Source organism: Nocardioides ginkgobilobae, assembly GCF_054781275.1.
In genome coordinates, this window is the sequence record NZ_BAAGUS010000001.1 from 125,901 (window position 1) to 144,300 (window position 18,400).

At 74.2% G+C, this 18,400-nt stretch carries 19 protein-coding genes; 6 read left to right on the forward strand and 13 right to left on the reverse strand.

Annotated elements, in window-relative coordinates; genetic code table 11:
* Window positions 1-25: 25 nt before the first annotated feature.
* The 7 genes from ACYVID_RS00685 to ACYVID_RS00715 all read right to left on the reverse strand — a co-directional run bounded on the left by ACYVID_RS00685 (window position 26) and on the right by ACYVID_RS00715 (window position 7,205).
* Entirely contained in the window at window positions 26-550 is a 525-nt protein-coding gene (locus ACYVID_RS00685; protein ID WP_460733446.1) for a DUF4919 domain-containing protein, read from the reverse strand.
* Window positions 547-1,596 carry a hypothetical protein gene (locus ACYVID_RS00690; RefSeq protein WP_460733448.1) on the reverse strand — a complete coding sequence of 350 codons (1,050 nt, stop codon included), beginning with the start codon at window positions 1,594-1,596 and terminating at the stop codon, window positions 547-549. Before ACYVID_RS00690 ends, ACYVID_RS00685 begins: the two co-directional genes overlap by 4 nt.
* The gene (locus ACYVID_RS00695) at window positions 1,593-1,913 is read right to left on the reverse strand and encodes a hypothetical protein (protein ID WP_460733450.1); all 321 of its coding nucleotides are present in this window, start codon (window positions 1,911-1,913) and stop codon (window positions 1,593-1,595) included. Before ACYVID_RS00695 ends, ACYVID_RS00690 begins: the two co-directional genes overlap by 4 nt.
* 266 nt (window positions 1,914-2,179) lie before the next feature.
* Window positions 2,180-3,808: a phytoene desaturase family protein gene (locus tag ACYVID_RS00700; protein WP_460733452.1), complete on the reverse strand. Its 1,629-nt coding sequence runs from the start codon at window positions 3,806-3,808 to the stop codon at window positions 2,180-2,182.
* A complete protein-coding gene (locus tag ACYVID_RS00705) occupies window positions 3,805-4,989 on the reverse strand; it encodes a zinc-dependent alcohol dehydrogenase (RefSeq protein ID WP_460733454.1) in 1,185 nt (394 codons plus the stop codon). Before ACYVID_RS00705 ends, ACYVID_RS00700 begins: the two co-directional genes overlap by 4 nt.
* The gene (locus ACYVID_RS00710) at window positions 4,986-6,026 is read right to left on the reverse strand and encodes an SDR family NAD(P)-dependent oxidoreductase (protein ID WP_460733456.1); all 1,041 of its coding nucleotides are present in this window, start codon (window positions 6,024-6,026) and stop codon (window positions 4,986-4,988) included. Before ACYVID_RS00710 ends, ACYVID_RS00705 begins: the two co-directional genes overlap by 4 nt.
* A 237-nt stretch (window positions 6,027-6,263) precedes the next feature.
* Entirely contained in the window at window positions 6,264-7,205 is a 942-nt protein-coding gene (locus ACYVID_RS00715) for an oxygenase MpaB family protein (RefSeq protein ID WP_460733458.1), read from the reverse strand.
* 45 nt (window positions 7,206-7,250) lie between these two features.
* Between ACYVID_RS00715 and ACYVID_RS00720 the strand changes: the two genes are divergently transcribed.
* Window positions 7,251-7,886, forward strand: a complete 636-nt coding sequence (locus ACYVID_RS00720) for a TetR/AcrR family transcriptional regulator (RefSeq protein WP_460733460.1) — start codon at window positions 7,251-7,253, stop codon at window positions 7,884-7,886.
* Here the strand turns inward: ACYVID_RS00720 and ACYVID_RS00725 are convergent.
* The 4 genes from ACYVID_RS00725 to ligD (ACYVID_RS00740) form a co-directional block, all read right to left on the reverse strand.
* Window positions 7,861-8,550, reverse strand: coding sequence for a response regulator transcription factor (locus ACYVID_RS00725; RefSeq protein WP_460733462.1), 690 nt, complete (start codon window positions 8,548-8,550; stop codon window positions 7,861-7,863). The genes ACYVID_RS00720 and ACYVID_RS00725 overlap by 26 nt on opposite strands.
* 126 nt (window positions 8,551-8,676) lie before the next feature.
* Window positions 8,677-9,165, reverse strand: a complete 489-nt coding sequence (locus tag ACYVID_RS00730) for a hypothetical protein (protein WP_460733464.1) — start codon at window positions 9,163-9,165, stop codon at window positions 8,677-8,679.
* Window positions 9,166-9,303: 138 nt separating this feature from the next.
* Window positions 9,304-10,209, reverse strand: coding sequence for a non-homologous end-joining DNA ligase (gene ligD / locus ACYVID_RS00735; RefSeq protein WP_460733466.1), 906 nt, complete (start codon window positions 10,207-10,209; stop codon window positions 9,304-9,306).
* Window positions 10,206-11,162: a non-homologous end-joining DNA ligase gene (ligD, locus tag ACYVID_RS00740; protein WP_460733468.1), complete on the reverse strand. Its 957-nt coding sequence runs from the start codon at window positions 11,160-11,162 to the stop codon at window positions 10,206-10,208. The genes ligD (ACYVID_RS00735) and ligD (ACYVID_RS00740) overlap by 4 nt, the downstream gene beginning before the upstream one ends.
* Before the next feature lie 58 nt (window positions 11,163-11,220).
* On the opposite strand from ligD (ACYVID_RS00740), the gene ku reads away from it, so the two are divergent.
* A complete protein-coding gene (gene ku / locus ACYVID_RS00745) occupies window positions 11,221-12,168 on the forward strand; it encodes a non-homologous end joining protein Ku (RefSeq protein WP_460733470.1) in 948 nt (315 codons plus the stop codon).
* A 10-nt stretch (window positions 12,169-12,178) separates the two neighbouring features.
* Here ku and ACYVID_RS00750 read toward each other — a convergent pair whose 3' ends face one another.
* On the reverse strand, window positions 12,179-13,048 hold the full coding sequence (locus tag ACYVID_RS00750; RefSeq protein WP_460733472.1) for an SDR family NAD(P)-dependent oxidoreductase: 870 nt from the start codon (window positions 13,046-13,048) through the stop codon (window positions 12,179-12,181).
* Window positions 13,049-13,229: 181 nt separating this feature from the next.
* Here ACYVID_RS00750 and ACYVID_RS00755 point away from each other — a divergent pair, with 181 nt between their 5' ends.
* The 4 genes from ACYVID_RS00755 to ACYVID_RS00770 are packed head-to-tail and all read left to right on the forward strand — an operon-like array spanning window position 13,230 to window position 16,340.
* Window positions 13,230-13,649, forward strand: a complete 420-nt coding sequence (locus tag ACYVID_RS00755) for a lycopene cyclase domain-containing protein (protein ID WP_460733474.1) — start codon at window positions 13,230-13,232, stop codon at window positions 13,647-13,649.
* Window positions 13,649-14,011, forward strand: coding sequence for a lycopene cyclase domain-containing protein (locus tag ACYVID_RS00760; protein WP_460733476.1), 363 nt, complete (start codon window positions 13,649-13,651; stop codon window positions 14,009-14,011). The genes ACYVID_RS00755 and ACYVID_RS00760 overlap by 1 nt, the downstream gene beginning before the upstream one ends.
* Window positions 14,008-14,739, forward strand: a complete 732-nt coding sequence (locus ACYVID_RS00765) for a class I SAM-dependent methyltransferase (RefSeq protein WP_460733478.1) — start codon at window positions 14,008-14,010, stop codon at window positions 14,737-14,739. Before ACYVID_RS00760 ends, ACYVID_RS00765 begins: the two co-directional genes overlap by 4 nt.
* Window positions 14,736-16,340, forward strand: a complete 1,605-nt coding sequence (locus ACYVID_RS00770) for an FAD-dependent oxidoreductase (RefSeq protein ID WP_460733480.1) — start codon at window positions 14,736-14,738, stop codon at window positions 16,338-16,340. The genes ACYVID_RS00765 and ACYVID_RS00770 overlap by 4 nt, the downstream gene beginning before the upstream one ends.
* 143 nt (window positions 16,341-16,483) lie before the next feature.
* On the opposite strand, the gene ACYVID_RS00775 is transcribed toward ACYVID_RS00770, so the two are convergent.
* A complete protein-coding gene (locus ACYVID_RS00775; RefSeq protein WP_460733482.1) occupies window positions 16,484-18,400 on the reverse strand; it encodes a DUF5914 domain-containing protein in 1,917 nt (638 codons plus the stop codon).

Here is an 18,400-nt window from a genome sequence, read left to right on the forward strand (position 1 = left end):
TCCGACCAGACTCGCGCCCCGCCTCTCACGCATCGAGGACGACCAGTCCGCCGGCGTCGAACCACGCCTCGCTGCCGTCGACGCACTCGATCCGGTCGAGCTCCCGCCCGGCCTGGCCGACCAGCTCCTGGGACGCCGGACGGCGACCGAGGCTGCGCAGCACGTCGTACTCGTCGCTGACCCGCAGCACCGTCCACGGGCGGGCACGGGTGCCGTCGCCACTCGCCACGATCCCCCGCAGGGCGGCGCGGGCCAGCCTGCGCTGCCGAGACGCCTCCGGAGCGCGGCCCAGACGGTCGAGTGCCTGGGCGAGGGCCGTGTGGACCACGGGACTCAGCAGGGCTCCGGGCATCATCGCGGCCAGCGCCCGAGCGGCCGTGTCGGGCGCAGCATCGAGCAGCCGGGCGACCCGACCTGCGTCGAGGTCGGGGTCGAAGGTGGGCGAGGCACGCACCGCCGAGCGCAAGGGGCCGAGCGTGCCCGGACCGGGGTCGGCGAGGTGACGGTCGACGAGGTCGGCGTACGTCGTCCCGGCGGTCCCCTCGGTCATCGCGAGGCCTCCAGGAGCCGGTCGATCTCCTCGGCGGTCAAGCCGGCGAGGTAGTCGCGCCCGGTGTCGCGGGCATCGACCTCGACGGGCTGCTCGAAGTACTCCTCGTAGGTGTCGCCGCTCGAGGTGCTCCGGTAGTCGTCGAAGTTCCGCTCCCACTCCTCGACCTGCTCCTCGGTGATGCCGTCGTCGAGGTGCTCCTGCAACGGGTCCTCCTGCCAGGGCCAGTGGAAGTCGTCGGCGTCGTCGATGGCCTCGAACTGGCGACCGTGGCGCAGCTCGTGGGCGACGGTGTGGACCAGCCGCGGGTCGTCGAGCAGGCCCTCGTTGAGACTGACGGTGCCCGGGTCGCCGTCGGCGTACTGGCCGTTGGAGCCCCAGGACTCGTCGCGCCAGTCGATGACCGGCATGTCCAGGCCGTACTCCTCGGCGAGCTCGCGGACCATCTGCTCGACCACCGCCCGCCGCTCGGCGTCGGTGAGCCCGGCCCAGCGGCCGGCCACCTCGGGCGACTCCTGACCGTAGTCGTCGATGTCGTCGACGTACCCGCCCGGGATGCTGCGGGCCAGCGCCGCGTCGACGACGGCCGCCTGGACCAGGATCGCCTGCACGTCGGCGGCCAGGCGCTGCATCGTGGCGGCGCGCGCACGCGAGAACTCCTCGGCCTCGAACCGGTTCGGGAAGGTCTGCGGGCCCATGAGGTCGGTGACCGAGCCGTCGTCCCCGAGGGCACACCGAGCCGAGGCCGCGGCCTCCTCGACCGCGGCGACCGACTGCTCGATCCGCGTCACCTCGGACTCGGCGAGGTAGAGCGCGCGCTGCACCTCGCGGCGCGCCTCGAGCAGGGTGTCCATGTCACCCAGCATGCCGACGTGCCGCGCCTGGGCCACGATGCGGGCCACCCCCACCCAGGAGCCGGGGAGCCCCTGGGTGGCCAGCTGCTCGCGGCAGCCCTCGAGGTCGTCGGCATCGCGCTTGACGCCGTCCCCGGCGGTGCCGAGGGGCGCCGCACGCCAGGCGCGGACGTCGCCGAAGCCGACCGTCACGGGCCCGCCGTCCCACCGAGGAGGCCGCCGAGACCTCCGAACAGCCCGTCGACAGCGGCGTCGGTCGACTCCGCGACGGCCGAGGCCTGCTCGACGTCGCCGGCGAAGGCCAGGACCCTGTCCGTCCAGGCCTCGACGTCGCTGTCCCAGCCGTCGCCCAGCTCGGCGAGGAAGCCTGCCGACTGCGCCCCGGGGATCGCGGAGGCCGCCGTCGCGAGGTGGCCCGAGGATCCCCTCCCCCGTGCTCCCTCGGCCGCGGAGCGCGCCGCTGCTGCGGCCGAGCGCATGTCGGCCGGGGACACCTGCATCTCGCTCATCGAGTCCTCCCGGGGGGCGTCCGGGGCCGCCCCTGCGGGATCTACCCCCGCACCGCCGTCCCCAATCGTGACCCCGGCCCGAGGTCCCGCGAGGCGCGTCGGTGGGAGGGCGCGGTCCGCGCGGGGCCCCGGCGCGGTTGGAGCGCAGGGGCGGCCGGAGCACAGGAGCGTCGGGATCCCTGCAGCCGGGCTCGAGACGCGCCGGGCCATGGGCTCGTGCGAACGGATCTCGGGGCCAGCACCCAGCACAGGACCCAGCGCAGCACTCAGCGTCCGGGCAGCCGGAGCCGCGGCAACCGGGAGTGCGCGAGGGCGGCCCGGGCGGCGTTGGCGCCGGGGGCGCCGTGCACCCCGCCGCCGGGGTGGGCCGAGGCGGAGCCGAGGTAGAGGCCGGGTACGCCGGTCCCGGCCCGTCCCCGCATGCCCGGCACCGGCCGCAGCACCAGCTGCTGGTGCAGCTGGGCGGTGCCGCCACCCAGCGCCCCGCCGACGAGGTTGGCGTCCAGCGCCTCCAGCTCGCGCGGCCCCAGGACCCGCCGCGCCAGGATGCGCGAGCCGAAGCCCGGGGCGAGCCGCTCGAGGCGGCCCTGGATGCGGTCGGCGAACCTCTCGCAGTCGTCGCGGTCCCATCGTCCCTCCACGACCTGCCCGCGCCCGGCGTCCTCGACCAGCCGCTGCGGCACGTGCGTGTAGGCCCACAGCGACTCGGTGCCCGCGGGCGAGCGGTCGGGGTCGGCGGTGGTCATCTGCCCCACCAGCAGGAACGGGTCGGCGGGCAGCACCCCCGAGGCGACCTGGGCGTGCGAGAGCGCCATCTCCCGGCGCGAGTCCGCGACGTGCACGGTGCCGGGGTCGTGCGGCGGTGGGGAGGCCCACGGCACCGGCCCCGAGAGCGCCCAGTCGACCTTGACCGTGCCGGGGTCCCACGTGAAGGCGTCCATGCCTCGGCGTACCCGCTCCGGCACCACCGCCGGGTCCAGCAACCGTCCGAAGAGCGCGGGCGCCGACACGTCGGCGACCACCGCGCGGCGGGCGCGGACGGTCTCCCCCTCCCGGGTCCGTACGCCGGCGGCCCGGCCGTCCTCGACGACGACCGCCTCCACCTCGGCCGAGCAGCGCACCTCGCCGCCGGCGGCCTCGAGCCGCCGCACCAGGGCCGCGGCCAGCTCCCCCGCGCCCCCGCGCGGGACCGGGAACCCGTCGTGCTGGCCGAGCATGGTCAGCAGGTAGCCCATGAACCCCGAGCCGGCACCGTCGAGCGGGATGTCGGCGTGCCCGGCGTTGCCCGCCAGCAGCGTGCGCAGCGCCTCCCCGCGCAGCCGGTCGCGCCCCACCTCGGTGCCCGGCGCCAGCAGCGTGCGCAGGAAGTCGATGCCGCCCACCGACGGCAGGGCCCGCAGCAGCGAGACACCGGCCCGCACGGGCGGGAACGGCGAGAGCAGCCCGTCGACCAGTGCGGGGCCGACCCGGCGCCACTCCTCGCACAGCGCCAGCCACGCCTCGCCGTCACCGGGGGCGGCCTCCTCGGCCAGCCGGGCGGTCTCCTCGGGCGAGGTGTGCAGCATCCCCCAGCGACCGTCGCCGAACGCGTGGCCGAGCACCGCAGGCGCGTGCCGCCACTCCAGCCCGTGGTCCTCCAGCCGCAGGCCGCGCAGGATCGGGGAGGCGGCGCTGAAGGGGTAGAACGCGCTGCAGGTGTCGTGGACGAAGTCGGGGTGCACGTCACGGTCGCTGCGCACGGCACCGCCGGGGGTCGGTGCGGCCTCCAGGACCAGCACCGACCACCCGGCGTCGGCCAACAGCGTCGCGGCCACGAGCCCGTTGGGGCCCGCACCGACCACGACCGCGTCGTACGACGCTCCGCTCGCGCGGACCGCACGGCTCACGGGACTCACGGGGTGAAGACGACCTTGACCATGCCCTCCTCCTTGGCCCGGAAGTGCGCGTAGGCCTCCGGTGCCTCGTCGAGGGGCATGCGGTGCGTCGCGAACCCCTCGGTGCCCAGCGGGTCCTCGTCGTCGAGGAGCAGCGGGAGGATGTCGTCGGTCCACTTGCGCACGTTGGCCTGGCCCATGCGCAGCTGGATCTGCTTGTCGAACATCGTCATCATCGGCATCGGGTCCAGCTGTCCGCCGTAGACCCCGGAGACCGAGACGGTCCCGCCGCGGCGTACGGCGTCGATGGCCGTGTGCAGGGCGTCGAGGCGCTCGATGCCGGCGTTCTTCATCAGCGGCTTGGCCAGCGGGTCGGGCAGCAGGCCGACCATCTTGGCGGCGGTCTCGGCGACCGGGTTCCCGTGCGCCTCCATGCCGACGGCCTCCAGGACCGAGTCGGGGCCGCGTCCGCCGGTGGTGCGCGAGCGGACCTCCTCCCCGACCGAGTCGACCTCGTCGAGGTTGATCGTCTCGGCGCCGCGGGCGGCCACACGGGCGAGCCGCTCGGGCACCCGGTCGACGACGATGACGCGGTGCCCGCGGTGCATCGCGATCCGCGCGGCCATGTCGCCGATCGGTCCGGCGCCGATCACCAGCAGCGTGCCGTCCTTGGGCAGCTCGGCGTACTCCACGCCCTGCCAGGCGGTCGGCAGCACGTCGGAGAGGTAGACGAACCGGTCGTCGGAGGGCCCCTCGGGCACCTTGACCGGCAGGAAGTCGGCGAACTGCACGCGGAGGTACTCCGCCTGGCCGCCCGGCACCGCGCCGTAGAGGCTGGAGTAGCCGAGCAGCTTGGCGCCGGTGCCCTGGTCGCGGTTCTGCGTGGTCTCGCACTGGCTGTAGAGCTGCTGGTCGCACATCCAGCACGAGCCGCAGGAGATGTTGAAGGGCACGACGACCCGGTCGCCGGGCTTGAGGTTCGTGACCGCGCTGCCGACCTCCTCCACGATGCCCATCGGCTCGTGGCCGATGATGTCGCCGGGCGTCATGAACGGCGCGAGCGGCTCGTAGAGGTGCAGGTCCGAGCCGCACAGGCCGGTGGTGGTCACCTTGATGATCGCGTCGGTCGGCTCCTCGATCCGGGGGTCGGGCACCTCCTCGACCGAGACCTTCCGGGGACCCTGCCAGGTGACTGCCTTCATGTCGTGCTCCTCTCGCTCGTGCTCGTGCGCGCCACCACCGGGTCGGTGGCGGAGCGGGGGTGCGGGACGTGCTCGTCGGGGGTCGTGGCGGCCGGTGCGGCTCCGGCGAACCGGCGGCGCAGGTTGGCCAGGACGCCGGCCACGGTCGGTCCGGCGGTCCCGCGCAGGGCGTTGCCCGCGGCGCGCGGTTCCAGGACGTTGCCCGTCGTCGGGCCGGTGGGCCGGGTCAGGTCGGTGGCGATGACGCCGAACAGCGACCCGACCATCCGGTCGTAGACCCAGGGCAGCGCGGTGGCGCCGAACCGGATCAGCTCGTTGGCCGGGTTCAGCTGGGCGGGCAGCCAGGCGCGGTCGGCGCGGCGCAGCAACTGGCGGGCGGTCCGCTCCGGGGAGAAGACCGGCGGCGGGGGCCGGCCGACGAACCCGGCGTACGACGCGGCCTGCTGGTAGATCGGGGTGTCGACGCCCCCGGGCGCGGCGTAGGCGATCCGGACGCCGGGCAGGTCGCGGTTCTCGATGCGGAGGTGGGCGGCCAGGGCGCGCACGCCGTGCTTGGAGACCGCGTACGCCGCCATGCCGGGCACCCGGATGTGGCCGATGACCGAGCCGACCAGGACCAGCGACCCGTGCTCCTGGCGCCGCAGCACCGGGACGACGTGACGGGCGAGGTTGGCCGAGCCGAGCAGGTTGGTGCGCAGGACCCCGTCGAAGACCCCGGCCGGCACCTGGTCGATCCGGCCGTAGGCGACGACGCCGGCGGCGTGCACCGCAAGGTCGATCCGGCCGTGCCGACGTACGACGGACTCGACCATCGCCCGGACCGCCTCGTCGTCGCCGACGTCGAGGGCGTGCACGGTCACCGACCCGGCACCGTGCAAGCGGCACTCGGTCGCGACCTGCTGCAGGGTCTTCTCCGACCGGGCCACCAGGACCAGGTCGTCACCGCGCTCCGCCGCGGCCAGGGCGGTGGCGCGGCCGATGCCGCTGGAGGCACCGGTCACGAGGACGGCGGCAGGGCGGGGAGTCGGTGGAGGCATGGGGACCCGGTGCCCGGGGCTGCCGGGACGACCCCCACCTGTCGGGGGGAGGGGTCCCACCCGTTGGCAGAGGTGCGAGTGCAGCGACGGAGTCCGTCCTCTGTTGGTCGAGCAGCCCGAGCGCCAGCGAGGGCGTCGTCGAGACCGCCGCACCTGCGCGTGGTGGGCGAGCACAGACAGCTCACGCGGTCTCGACGACGCTCGCTAGCGCTCGCTGCTCGACCAACAGCGCGGACCTCAGGCAGTGCTGGCGGTCTCCCCCGTCTCGTGCCGCACGGGGCAGCCGGCGACGCCGGGGACCGGGAAGGTCCCGAGCTCGGAGACATCGAACCCGTCGGGGTAGGAGCGGACCCAGCGCAGGTCGGCGACGCCCTGCACACTCATCCGGGCGGGGAAGACCCGCAGCACCCGACCGCGGGCGCGCAGGGCGCCGCGCATCAGCTTCTCGACGCGCGGGGAGGGCGCGGTGTAGCCCAGGGCCTCGCGCAGCGGCGGTTCCATGAGGGCGCGGGAGAAGGTGTCGACGGCCGGGCCGGCGACCTTGGGGTACCACGTCAGCATCAGCCCGAGGGTGGAGTCGGCGACCCGGCGCGAGCCCTCGTCGTAGGCGAAGTGGGCCCGCTCGTAGGAGTCCATGAGCTGCGCGAAGGCGTCGTAGGTCTCGGGGATCCCGGGGATGCCCATGTGCTTGCCGAGGGCGCGGTAGTAGTTCACCGAGGCGCGCAGCTCGGTCTCGGTGAAGGGCCGCTTGCCGTAGGCGTCGAGCCAGCGCTTGGGCACCACCACGAAGGTCGAGAGCACGTAGAGCATCTCGTGGTCGGGGATGTCGTAGGCGCGGTGCATCTGGTTGATCCGCCGGATCGCGGCGCGCGCCTCGGGGTCGTCGAACCCCTTCTCGGCGGGCACCTCGAGGAGCAGCGCGGTGTCGTCGTACCGCTTCTGGACCGCGCCCGTGAACTGGCCGGTCGCGTCGAGGAGCGCGCCGATGCCGGGCACGGCGTAGGTGCGGAACAGGGCGAAGGAGAGCGCCTGGTTCATGTCCCAGGGGAACTCGTGGGCCACGGCGTTGCGGTAGATCTCGCGGTAGTCGGTCTCGGGGTCGAGCCCCTCGTTGACCCTCCGCCAGTGGTCCCGCGGCACGCCGCCGAACGTCTTGCCCCGCACTCGGAACTCGCGCATGGGCCAAAACTAGAGCAACCGCTCCACTCTGGCTAGGGTGTGGGAGTGCGTACGCCGCTGCAGACCCGCTCGGAGTCCTCGGCCGACCGGATGCTCGCCGCGACCCTGGCGCTGCTCGACGAGGGCGGGCCGGCCGCGGTGACCGTGGCGGCCGTGGCCCGCGCCGCGGGCACGAGCAACGGCTCGCTCTACCACCGCTTCGGCGACCGGCACGGCCTGCTGCTCGCCGCGCAGTCGCGGGTCCTGGGCACGATCGAGGCCGAGACGGCGCAGGCCTTCGCCGTGGCCGACACCGAGCCCGACGACGAGCGGGCCGTGGCGCTCCTGGCGACTGCCGCGGTGGACCTCTTCGTGCGCCACCGCGGCGGGATGCGGGCCTTCCTCGTGGAGGTCGACTCCCCCGACCTGGAGGCCGCGAGCACCGCCTTCACGCACCGGCTCGCTGCGACGGTGACGCAGTGGCTGCGCGGGCGCTTCGGGTGCCCGACCCCCGACGCGGAGGCCGCGTGGCGGCTGCTCTTCGCGCTCGGCACGAGCCGGGCGCTGTTCGACGACGAGGCGGTCTCCCCCGTGCCGCTCGCTCCCGAGGCCCTCGCGGGCTCGCTGGCGAAGGCGGTCCTGGCGGTGGTGCGACCCGGCAGCGCCGGAGGCCCGCTCAGGCCGGGACCGACTCCAGCCTGAACCCGACGCCGCGCACGGCGACGACCTTCTCGCCGACGCCGGCGCCCTCGAGCTTCTGCCGCAGCCGCCCGATGGTCACGTCGAGGGTCTTGGTCGAGCCGTACCAGTTCTCGTCCCACACGTCGGCCATCAGCCGGCCGCGGGAGACGACCTTGTCGCGGTTGGCGACCAGGATGGACAGGACGTCGAACTCCTTGCCGGTCAGCGCCACCTCGGTCTGCCCGGCGTAGACCCGGCGCGCGGCGACGTCGACGTGCAGGCCGTCGGGGTCGCCGTGGGTCTCCTCGCGCCCCGGGGCGTTGAGCCGGCGCAGCAGGGCGCGCACCCGCGCCTGCAGCTCGGCCAGGCCGAACGGCTTGGAGAGGTAGTCGTCGGCACCGGTGTCGAGCCCGACCACGCGGTCGAGCTCGCCGGCGCGGGCGGTCACGATCATGATCCCACCGGTGAACCCGGCCTCACGGGCGCGCTTGCAGACCTCGAGCCCGTCGATGTCGGGCAGGCCGAGGTCGAGGATCACCAGCTCGGTGGGGGTGGCGGCCACGTCGTCGAGCGCCCGCTGACCGGTGTCGACCCAGGCGACGTCGTACCCCTCGCGCTCGAGGGTGCGCACGAGGGGGAAGGCGATGTCCTCCTCGTCCTCGACGACGAGCACCCGCTGAGCCATGGCCCGAACAATAGGACACCGACCGGACCCGGACAGGGGATCTCGCAGGTCACCTGCCGAGTGGCCGCTCGGGCGGGCCCTTGGTCCCGAGCGGTCGGGCCGGCACGACGCGGCCGCGACCAGCGCTCAGGAGGCGGTCTCCCAGCTGTAGGACAGCTCGGCCCGGGAGGCCAGCGGCGGTGCCTCGTCGGGCAGCGAGACGGTGAAGGTGAAGGTCACGCGGCTGCCCGCGGCGATCCAGCCCTGGTCGGCAGCCACGTCGCTCATGGCGCCCATCGGCCCGGCGTACAACCGCACGCCCTCGCGCTCGACGACCAGCTGCAGGGCGTCCTCGGCCGCTCCGCCGCTCGCGACCACGGCGTCGCCGTGCTCGGTCATCGACAGCCGGGTGGGCTCCGAGCCGGGGTTGCTGATCGAGATGCTGCGCTCGGCGGACTGCCCCGGCGCGAGGTCGGTGACGACGAGCGTCGCCTCGGTGCCCTCGGAGACCAGCCGCACGCCCTCGTCGGTGCCGCCGGCGTTGCTCAGCGGGATGCCCGAGAGCCAGAGGACACCGCCCAGCAGCGCGGCGCCCGCGGTCGGGACGACCAGGAGTCTCACGTGGTGCGGCCTCATGTCTCCACGCTAGGGAGTCGGCTGCTCGGGGCGTTCACGTCGCCTGCACGCCGGGTCCACGGTTGGGTAACAGCCGAACCGGCGCGTCCTCCCGGGACGATGCACCGGCTCGAGCACCTCCAGCCTGGCGCTGAACAGTCAGGCGAAGAGGTCCCCCAGGTCCGCGACCCGCTCCAGGACCTCCTCCATGCGCAGCTGCTCCAGCCCGTCGTCGGCCTCGGCGCCGGCCTCGACCTCGGCCCACGAGACGGGGGCGGCGACCATCGGCTTGTCGCGCCCGCGTAGGGAGTACGGCGCGATGGTGGTCTTGGACGAGGCGTTCTGCGACCAGTCGAGGAAGACCTTCCCGCCGCGCCGCGCCTTGGTCATCGTCGCGGTCACCAGCCGCGGGTGCTCGCCCTGCAGCTCCTCGGCGACCTCCTTGGCCAGCGCTGTGGACTCCTCGCCGGGCAGCCGCGTGGGCAGCGTGGCGTAGAGGTGCAGGCCCTTGCTGCCGCTGAGCACCGGTCGCGCAGGCAGGTCGCGCTCGGCGAGCTTGTCGCGCACCATGAGCGCCACCTGGCAGCACTCGTGCAGCCCCGCGGGCTCGCCGGGGTCGAGGTCGATGACGAGGCGGTCGGCGTTGCGGGGCCGGCCGTTGCGCCCGACCCGCCACTGGTGGACGTGCAGCTCGAGGGCGGCGAGGTTGACCAGCCAGGTCAGCGTCGCGAGGTCGTCGACCACCGGGAAGACCAGCCGGTCGCCGTGCCGCGAGGAGCCGCGCGAGCCGGTCGTCGGGACCGAGACCGTGCGCACCCACGACGGCGTGCCCTGCGGGACGTTCTTCTCGAAGAAGCTCTGCCCCTCGACCCCGTGCGGCCACCGGATCCTGGTCACGGCGCGGTCGGCGAGGTGCGGCAGCAGCGTCGGCGCGACCTGCGCGTAGTAGTGCAGCACCTCCCCCTTGGTCGTGCCCGTGCGCGGGAAGAGCACCTTGTCGAGGTTGCTCACCGTGAGCGTGCGGCCCTCGACGTCGACCTGGATCCGCTCGCCCTGCGGACTCACGACTGGTCCTGCAGCGCGCTCGGGTCCAGGTCGGGCCGCAGGCCCTGGTACGACGGCTGGCGCAGCCGCGCGTAGCCGACCCCGTGGGTGTCGACGTCGACCACCAGCACCGGCTCGACCCAGGTGGTGCCCGTCGCGTCGACCCGCGGCACCTCGTCGGCGAACGGGCTGCTGCTCCGCGTGAGGGACGCGACCGCCTCGGCCAGCTGGCGCGAGACCTTCCCGCCGATGCCGCTGCCGACCCGGCCGCGGTAGAGCAGGCCCTCGGGGGTCGGCTCGCCCACGAGCAGGCTGGCGAGCCGGTCGCTGGTGCCCTCCTGGGGGCGCCAGCCGCCCACGACGTACGACCTGCGGTGGCGGTGCGCCAACTTGCGCCAGTGCGGGCTGCGCGAGTCCAGCACGTAGCGGCTGTCCAGCCGCTTGCTGACCACGCCCTCCAGCCCCTGGGCGCGGGTCGCCTCCAGCAGCATCGCCCCGTCGTCGTACGCCGCCGGCACCTGCCACCCGCCCAGGCCCCCTCCCTCGGCCAGCCCCGCGAGGCGCTCGCGCCGCTCGGCGAGGGGCAGGCCCGAGAGGTCCTCGCCGTCGAGGCGCAGCAGGTCGAAGACCATGTACGTCGCCGGCAGCGTCTCGGCGAGCCGGGCCGCCGTGCGGGTGCTGCGCACGTGCATCCGCTCCTGCAGGACCCGAAAGTCCGGCAGGCCGCGGTCGTTGAGCGCGATCACCTCGCCGTCGACCAGCAGGTCCCGCGGACGCCCGCGGTCGTCCGCGACGTCGGGCCAGGCCGTGGTCACGTCGTTGCCGTTGCGGCTCCACAGCCTCGTGCGGCCGTCGCGGACCTCGGCCAGGACCCGCACCCCGTCCCACTTCACCTCGTGCGACCACTCCGCCCCGACCGGCACGTGGTCGGTCTTGGTGGCGAGCATCGGGCGCGGGGCGGACACCCTCGCCATCCTGCCCCACGCGTCGGGGCGATGACTTCCACCCGTCGGAGCGGTCAGACTGTGCACCATGCGTGCGATCTGGAAGGGCTCGGTGTCGTTCGGGCTGGTGAGCGTCCCCGTGAAGCTCTATGCCGCGACGGAGTCCCACGACGTCTCCTTCCGGCAGGTGCACGTCAAGGACGGCGGGCGGATCAAGTACCAGCGGGTCTGCTCCCTCGACGGCGAGGAGGTGCCCTACTCCGACATCGCCAAGGGCTACGAGACCGAGGACGGCGAGATGGTCGTCCTCACCGACGACGACCTCGCCGACCTGCCGCTGACCTCCTCCCGCGAGATCGCGGTGGAGAAGTTCGTGCCGACCGAGCAGATCGACCCGATGCTCTTCGAGAAGAGCTACTACCTCGAGCCGGAGAAGAGCGGCGCCAAGCCCTACGCCCTGCTGCGCCAGGCGCTCCAGGACGCCGACCGGATGGCGGTCGTGACCGTCGCACTGCGCCAGCGCACCACGGTGGCGGTGCTGCGGGTGCGCGAGACCGAGGCCGGCGACGTGATCGTGCTCCAGACGATGATGTGGCCCGACGAGGTCCGGGTGCCCGACTTCTCCGTCGAGGTCGGCGAGGTCAAGGACGCCGAGGTGAAGATGGCGAAGATGCTGGTCGAGACCCTCGCCGGCGACTTCGACCCCGCGGAGTTCGAGGACGACTACGCCGGGGCCGTCGAGGCGCTGGTCAAGGCCAAGATCGAGGGCGGCGAGGTCGAGCGGACCCCCACCTCCACCAAGACCTCCGGCGAGGTCGTCGACCTGCTCGCGGCGCTCCAGCGCTCGGTCGACGCGGCCAAGAAGGGCCGCGGGGAGTCGTCGGAGGAGCCGGCCGCCACGAAGAAGACGGCCGCCAAGAAGTCGGCTGCCAAGAAGTCCGCGAGCAAGAAGGCGCCCGCGAAGAAGACCGCGGCCAAGAAGGCGCCCGCGAAGAAGTCGGCGTCCAAGAAGGCCGCGGCCAAGAAGGCGTCGTAGCCCCGGGCGGTCAGCGGCGCGAGTCCGGGATGCGCTGGTGCAGCTGGTGCATCACGGCGTCGAGCAGCCCGGGCGCGAGGAGGTTCATGGCCTCGCCGACGTAGCCCACGGGGTGCCCCCACGCGGGCGGCAGGTCCTCCATGATCCGCAGCACCTGCTGGCCGGCCTGCTCGGCGGTCATCGCGCGCTGGTTCTCGTACTCCTTGGTGGGCGCGATCATCGGCGTCTTCACGAGCCCGAAGCGCATGTTGGTCACGTGCACGCCGTCCGAGCGTGCCTCGCGGGCCAGGATCCGGCCCCAGGTGTCGATCGCGGACTTGGAGGCGAGGTAGGCCGAGAACTTGGGGGCCTTGATCTGCACGCCCCACGACACGACGTTGACGACGTGCCCGAAGCCCTGCGCGCGCATGGCGGGGAGCAGCCCCATCGTGAGCCGCACCGGGCCGAAGTAGTTGATCGCCATCGTCCGCTCCACGTCGTGGAAGCGGTCGGCGCTCTCGGACAGCGAGCGGCGGATCGACCGACCGGCGTTGTTGACCAGGTGGTCGACCGCGCCGTGCTCGGCCAGCACCCGGACCACCAGCGCGTCGACGGCCTCGCCGTCGGTCAGGTCGCAGGAGTACGTCGCTGCCTGCCCACCCAGCGCCCGCACCTGCTCCCCGACCCGGTCCAGCTCCTCGGCGCGGCGCGCGACGAGCAGGACCTTCGCACCGGCCCGCGCGGCGGCGTACGCCGTGTGCTCGCCGATCCCCGAGGAAGCCCCCGTCACCAGGACCGTGCGACCCGCCACGGGCGAGGGAGCACCACGCAGGCGGCGCAGCAGGCGGGCCGGCGTGGCGGTGACGGTGGCGGGGAGGGCGGAGGGGAGCAGGTCGAGCACGGGGGCATCCTCGCACCCGGTCCGGAGGCCGCCCCGGGACGACCACAGGCGCTCGCCCCCACCCGGTCGGCGGCGTGACCGCCAGCCCACTCGGGGTGAGCCAGGGGTGTTGTCCGCTCGGGGACGCTTGTCCGCAGAGTGTCGGAGTGGGTCCCTGTGGGCCGGTGGACGAGGAGTGGAGATGGAACGCGGGGAGTACCTCGTCGTCATGGGCCTGTGCCTGCTGATCACGCTGCCCCTGGAGCTGCTCCTCGGGGCACGCGTCTGGCGGCGGCCACGGCGGCTGCTGGTGGCGATGGCGCCGCTCGTGCTGGCCTACAGCATCTGGGACATCGCGATGATCGCCGCGGGCTCGTGGTCCTACTCTGAGGAGAAGCTGACCGGCATCCTGCTGCCCTTCGAGATGCCGCTGGAGGAGCTGGTCTTCTTCATCGTGGTGCCGATCTGCGGCCTGCTGACGCTGGAGGCCGTCGGCAACGTGCTGACCGCGCTCGGGCGACTGCGCGCCGGGGAGCCCGTCGGCCGGGTGCTGCGCGACCTGCCGCACGGCGGCGGGCCCCGCCCTGCGCCGGCGGCGAGCACGGAGGAGAAGGTGGCCTGATGGGGATCTACACGCTGACCGCGCTCGTCTCGGTCGTCGTCGTGCTCGCGATCGAGCTGCTGTGGCTGCGCACCGGCATCCTGCGCACCTGGCGCTACTGGCTGGCGATGGCCATCGTCATGGGCTTCCAGGTCCCCGTCGACGGCTGGCTGACCAAGCTGTCGGACCCGCTGGTGCTCTACAACGAGGCCGACACGACCGGCGTCCGCGCCCCCTGGGACATCCCGGTGGAGGACTTCGCCTTCGGTTTCGGCATGGTGACCCTCGCCATGGTGCTGTGGGTGCACGCCGGGCGGCGCGAGGAGCGTCGCGCGGGTGCCGCTCCGGGCACGGCAGGACCACGACAGGAGCAGCGCGCATGACCGAGCTCGCCGGGGGCACCGTCCCCTCCGCCTTCGACCGGGTGGCGCGCAGCTACGACCTCATGGTGGCGCTCAGCCCGGGCTACCACGCGCAGCTGCGCTCCTCCGCCCGTGCGCTCGTGGAGGCACTGCCCGCCACGCCGGGCCGGCGCCCCAGGGTCGTCGACCTCGGCTGCGGGTCCGGGGCCTCGACCGCCGCGCTCGTGCGCGCGCTCGACGAGGCCGGCGTGGACGCCGAGGTCGTCGGGATCGACGGGTCTGCCGGGATGCTCGACCAGGCCCGCGGCAAGACCGCGCTGGCCCGGGTCGACTTCCGCCAGGCCGACGCCGAGCGGTTGACCGGGGCCGAGCTGGGTCCCGTGGACGGCGTGCTGGCGGCGTACCTCGTGCGCAACGTGAGCTCCCGCGACCGCCTCCTCGGCGAGGTGCTCGACGTGCTGACCGACGGCGGCGCCCTGGTCGTGCACGACTACAGCGTCCGGGAGAGCAGGATCGCCACCTGGGCCTGGCACCTGACCTGCTGGCTGGTCGTGATCCCGCTGGGGTTCGTGACCGCTCCCGGAAGCCCGATCTACCGCTACCTGTGGCGCAGCGTCCTGGACTTCGACGGTGTCCAGGGCCTGGCCGGGCGGCTGCGTGCGGTCGGGTTCACCGACGTCGAGCACCGCTCCGCCACGGGCTGGCAGCGCGGCCAGGTGCACACGTGGCGCGCCCGGAGGCCCCGATGAGCTCCTTCCTCCCCGCCCTCACCACGCCGTACGCCGCCGGCGGCCGGCTCCCGCGCGGCGCCTGGCGCCCGGGGCGCGACCGGCGCGCCGAGCACCAGCCCGCTCCCCCGGCCGGCCTGCGCGAGGACGGCGGGCGGCACCGCGTCGCCGTCGTTGGCGGCGGCATCGCCGGCCTCGCGGCCGCGACCGCCCTGGCCGAGCGCGGCGTGCGGGTCGAGCTGCTGGAGTCCACGTCCCGCCTAGGCGGCCGCGTGGCGTCGTGGCCGGTCGAGGTCGACGGCTCGTCGGTGGCGATGAGCCGCGGCTTCCACGCGTTCTTCCGCCAGTACTACAACCTGCGCTCGCTGCTGCGCCGCGCCGACCCGTCGCTGACCGCGCTGCGGGCCGTGGAGGACTACCCGTTGCTCGCGGCCGAGGGCATGCGCGACTCCTTCACCCACATCCCACGCACACCGCCGTGGAGCGTGATGGGCTTCGTGCTCCGCTCCCCCTCGTTCACGGCGCGCGACCTGGCCCGCGTGGACGTGGCGGAGGCGCTCGGCCTGCTCGACGTCGCCTTCCCCGACACCTTCTCCGCCCTCGACGGGCGCAGCGCCGCCGACGTGCTGGACCGGCTGCGCTTCCCCGACCGGGCCCGGCACCTCGCGCTGGAGGTCTTCGCGCGCAGCTTCTTCGCCGACCCCCGCGACTTCTCCGGCGGCGAGCTGGTCGCGATGTTCCACACCTACTTCCTCGGCTCGGCCGAGGGCCTGCTCTTCGACGTCGCCGCCGACGACTTCGACACCGCGCTCTGGTCGCCGCTGTCCGCGCACCTGCAGCGGCTCGGCGCCTCGGTCGCGCTCGACTCGCCCGTGCGGTCGCTGGAGGAGCACGGCGAGGGCGTCGTGGTCGTGACCGACGACCGCACGCTCGAGGTCGACGCGGTCGTCGTGGCGACCGACCGCCGCCCGCTGCAGCGGCTCGTCGAGGGCGCACCCTGGCTCGGCGCCTCCGACCCGGCCTGGCGCGATCGCCTCACCGGGCTGGGCCACGCCCCGCCTTTCGGTGTGTGGCGGCTGTGGCTGGACCGTCCCGCCCCGCGCGACGCCGCGCCCTTCCTCGGCACCAGCGGCTTCGGGCCCCTCGACAACATCTCCTTCCTGGAGATGCTCGAGGACGGCGCCCGCGACTGGGCCATTCGCCACGGCGGGTCGGTCGTCGAGCTGCACGCCTACGCGCTGCCTGCGGACCTCGCCGTCGACGAGGCCGCGCTGCGCGAGGTGCTGTGGCGCGAGCTGCTGCGGGTGCACCCCGGGCTCGACGGCGCCCGGGTGCTCGGCGAGGAGCTGCTCGTGCGCGAGGACTGCCCCCTGGTCGGCACCGACCCCTGGGCCACCCGCCCCGGGGTGCGTACGCCGGACCCGCGCGTCGTCCTGGCCGGCGACGGCATCCGGTGCGAGCTGCCCGTCGCGCTCATGGAGCGCGCCGCCACCACCGGGTTCCAGGCCGCGGACACGCTCCTCGCGCGCTGGGACGTCGCCGGCCACGGCACCTGGAGCCCGCCCCTGCGCGGTCGCGTCCCGGGCGCCGGCGCCCTGCGGCGTACCCTCACGCGCGGCTGACCCGCCGCAACTTCGTCGCTCACCCGCCGCAACTTCGTCGCTCACCCGCCGCAAGTTCGGCGCCGATCCGAAGATGGGACGGATCACGCCAGAGGACAGGGCGGGTCACCGCCGAAGACGGGACGGGTCAGCCAGCCACCGGGTCAGATCCCGTAGGACTCCCCGCGGGCGCGGAGCAGCCAGGACCGCTCGGCGTAGACCATGTCGTCGACCCAGAGGCGACGGGCGGTGTGACGCATGGCCGGCTGCAGCAGGCTGGAGACGGCGCGGGCCGCCTTGAAGCCCGGACGGTCGGAGTGCGCGATGGTGGCCTCGACCATCATCGTGCGCGGCCTGCCGTCGGGGCCGGGGCCGATCGGGGTCGCGTGGGTCTCCACGACGCTGCCCGCGCCCTCGCCCTCGGTGATCGTCATGACGATCGTGCGGGCGTCGGGGCAGGCGAACTCCGCCCGCACCGGCACGCCCCAGCGGCGGCTCAGCCGGAACGTCACGTCGACGGTCAGCACCTCGTCGTCGCTCGCGGACTCGTCGACCTCGAGGTGGCTGAAGGCGTAGGGGTGGAACCACGAGCCGTGCCAGGGGTCGAGCCGGTTGGCGATGATGTCGCGCGGCTCGCAGGTGCCGGGCAGCTCCACGACCGCCGCCACGGAGCGCGCCAGCGGCGGGCGCGCCGTGATCCGCGGCAGGCCGGACGGCGTCTCGCCGGGCGTGGGCACGCGGACCCAGAGCAGCACGCCGTCGTCGTAGGCGGCGTACGCCGGCCAGCCGGGCTGTCCCTCGGGGGCCAGCGCGAGGCCGTGCCAGCGGCAGTGCAGCGTGTCGCCGAACACCTCGCAGTCGGTGAGCAGCGCGCCGAGGTGCGGGCAGGAGCCCGGGCCCGCGGCGACCCCGGTGCTGGTGCGCCACAGCACGACCTCGCGGCCGGCGACGGATCGGGTGATGCTGGTGCTGCCGAGCGCGGTGGACGGCCCGACGGTGTACCACCCACCGGGGTCGCGGGCCAGGGCCACGTCGAGGGCGGCCCGGATGCGGGCCGGCTTCGCGTGCTGCCACGACGGCTCGAGCTGGTCGCGCCGCGGCATCGGCTTCAGGGCGATGGGGATGCGCGGCGGGGTCTCGTGGCTCGCTCCGCTCGCACCTCGACCACCGGAAGCGGGGGTGGTGCGCAGTGCACCGGCCGCGGTGACGCCGAGGGCCGCGCCGGCGAGGGCGGCCTTGCGCCAGGTGGGGACGACGACCCGCTCGCCGAAGACGTCGTAGCCGGCGTCCTCGATCCGGTCCAGGATGCCGGCGTACAGGCGGCGGGCGGTGCCGACGCAGCGGCGCGAGGCGTCCGGGAGCAGGGCCAGGCCGCGGTCGGCCTCGGCGTACAGCCCGCGGTTGCGCTCGACCTCGAACGCCATGAGCGCGCGCCAGGAGGCGTCGGCCCGGCGTCGGGCGGGGTCGGCGCCGAAGCGCTCGAGGTCCTCCTGCGGGATGTAGACCCGGCCGCGGTCGAGGTCCTCGGCGACGTCGCGCAGGAAGTTGGTCAGCTGGAAGGCGTTGCCGAGCGCGCGCGCCGGCTCCTTGGCCGAGGCCGAGCTCGGCTCGAGGACGGGCAGCATCATCTCGCCGATGACCGCGGCCGAGCCCTCCATGTAGCCGAGCAGGTCCTCCCAGGTGTCGTACGTCGTGGTGGTGAGGTCCTGGGCCATCGCCCCGAAGAAGCGCTCGAAGCACTCCGGGTCGATCCGGGTCTCCCGGACGGTGCGACCCACGGCGGCCAGCACCGGATCGGGGCTGGTGCCCTCCTCCACGGCGCGCAGGAACGCGGCCTGGAAGTCGGCCAGCGCCTGCTCGGTCGCGGCGACCTGCCCCGGGTCGGTGGCTCCCGGGGCGTCGACGATGTCGTCGGCGAGGCGGCACAGCGCGTAGACCGCGTGCACGTGCCGGCGGCGCTCCTTGGGCAGGATCGCCGCCCCCCAGTAGTAGGTCGTGCCGTGCCGCCGCGTGAGCTCCGCGCAGCGGCGGTAGCCCTCGACCAGGTCCGGCTCCACCGGGGACGTCGCGACTGCTGACAC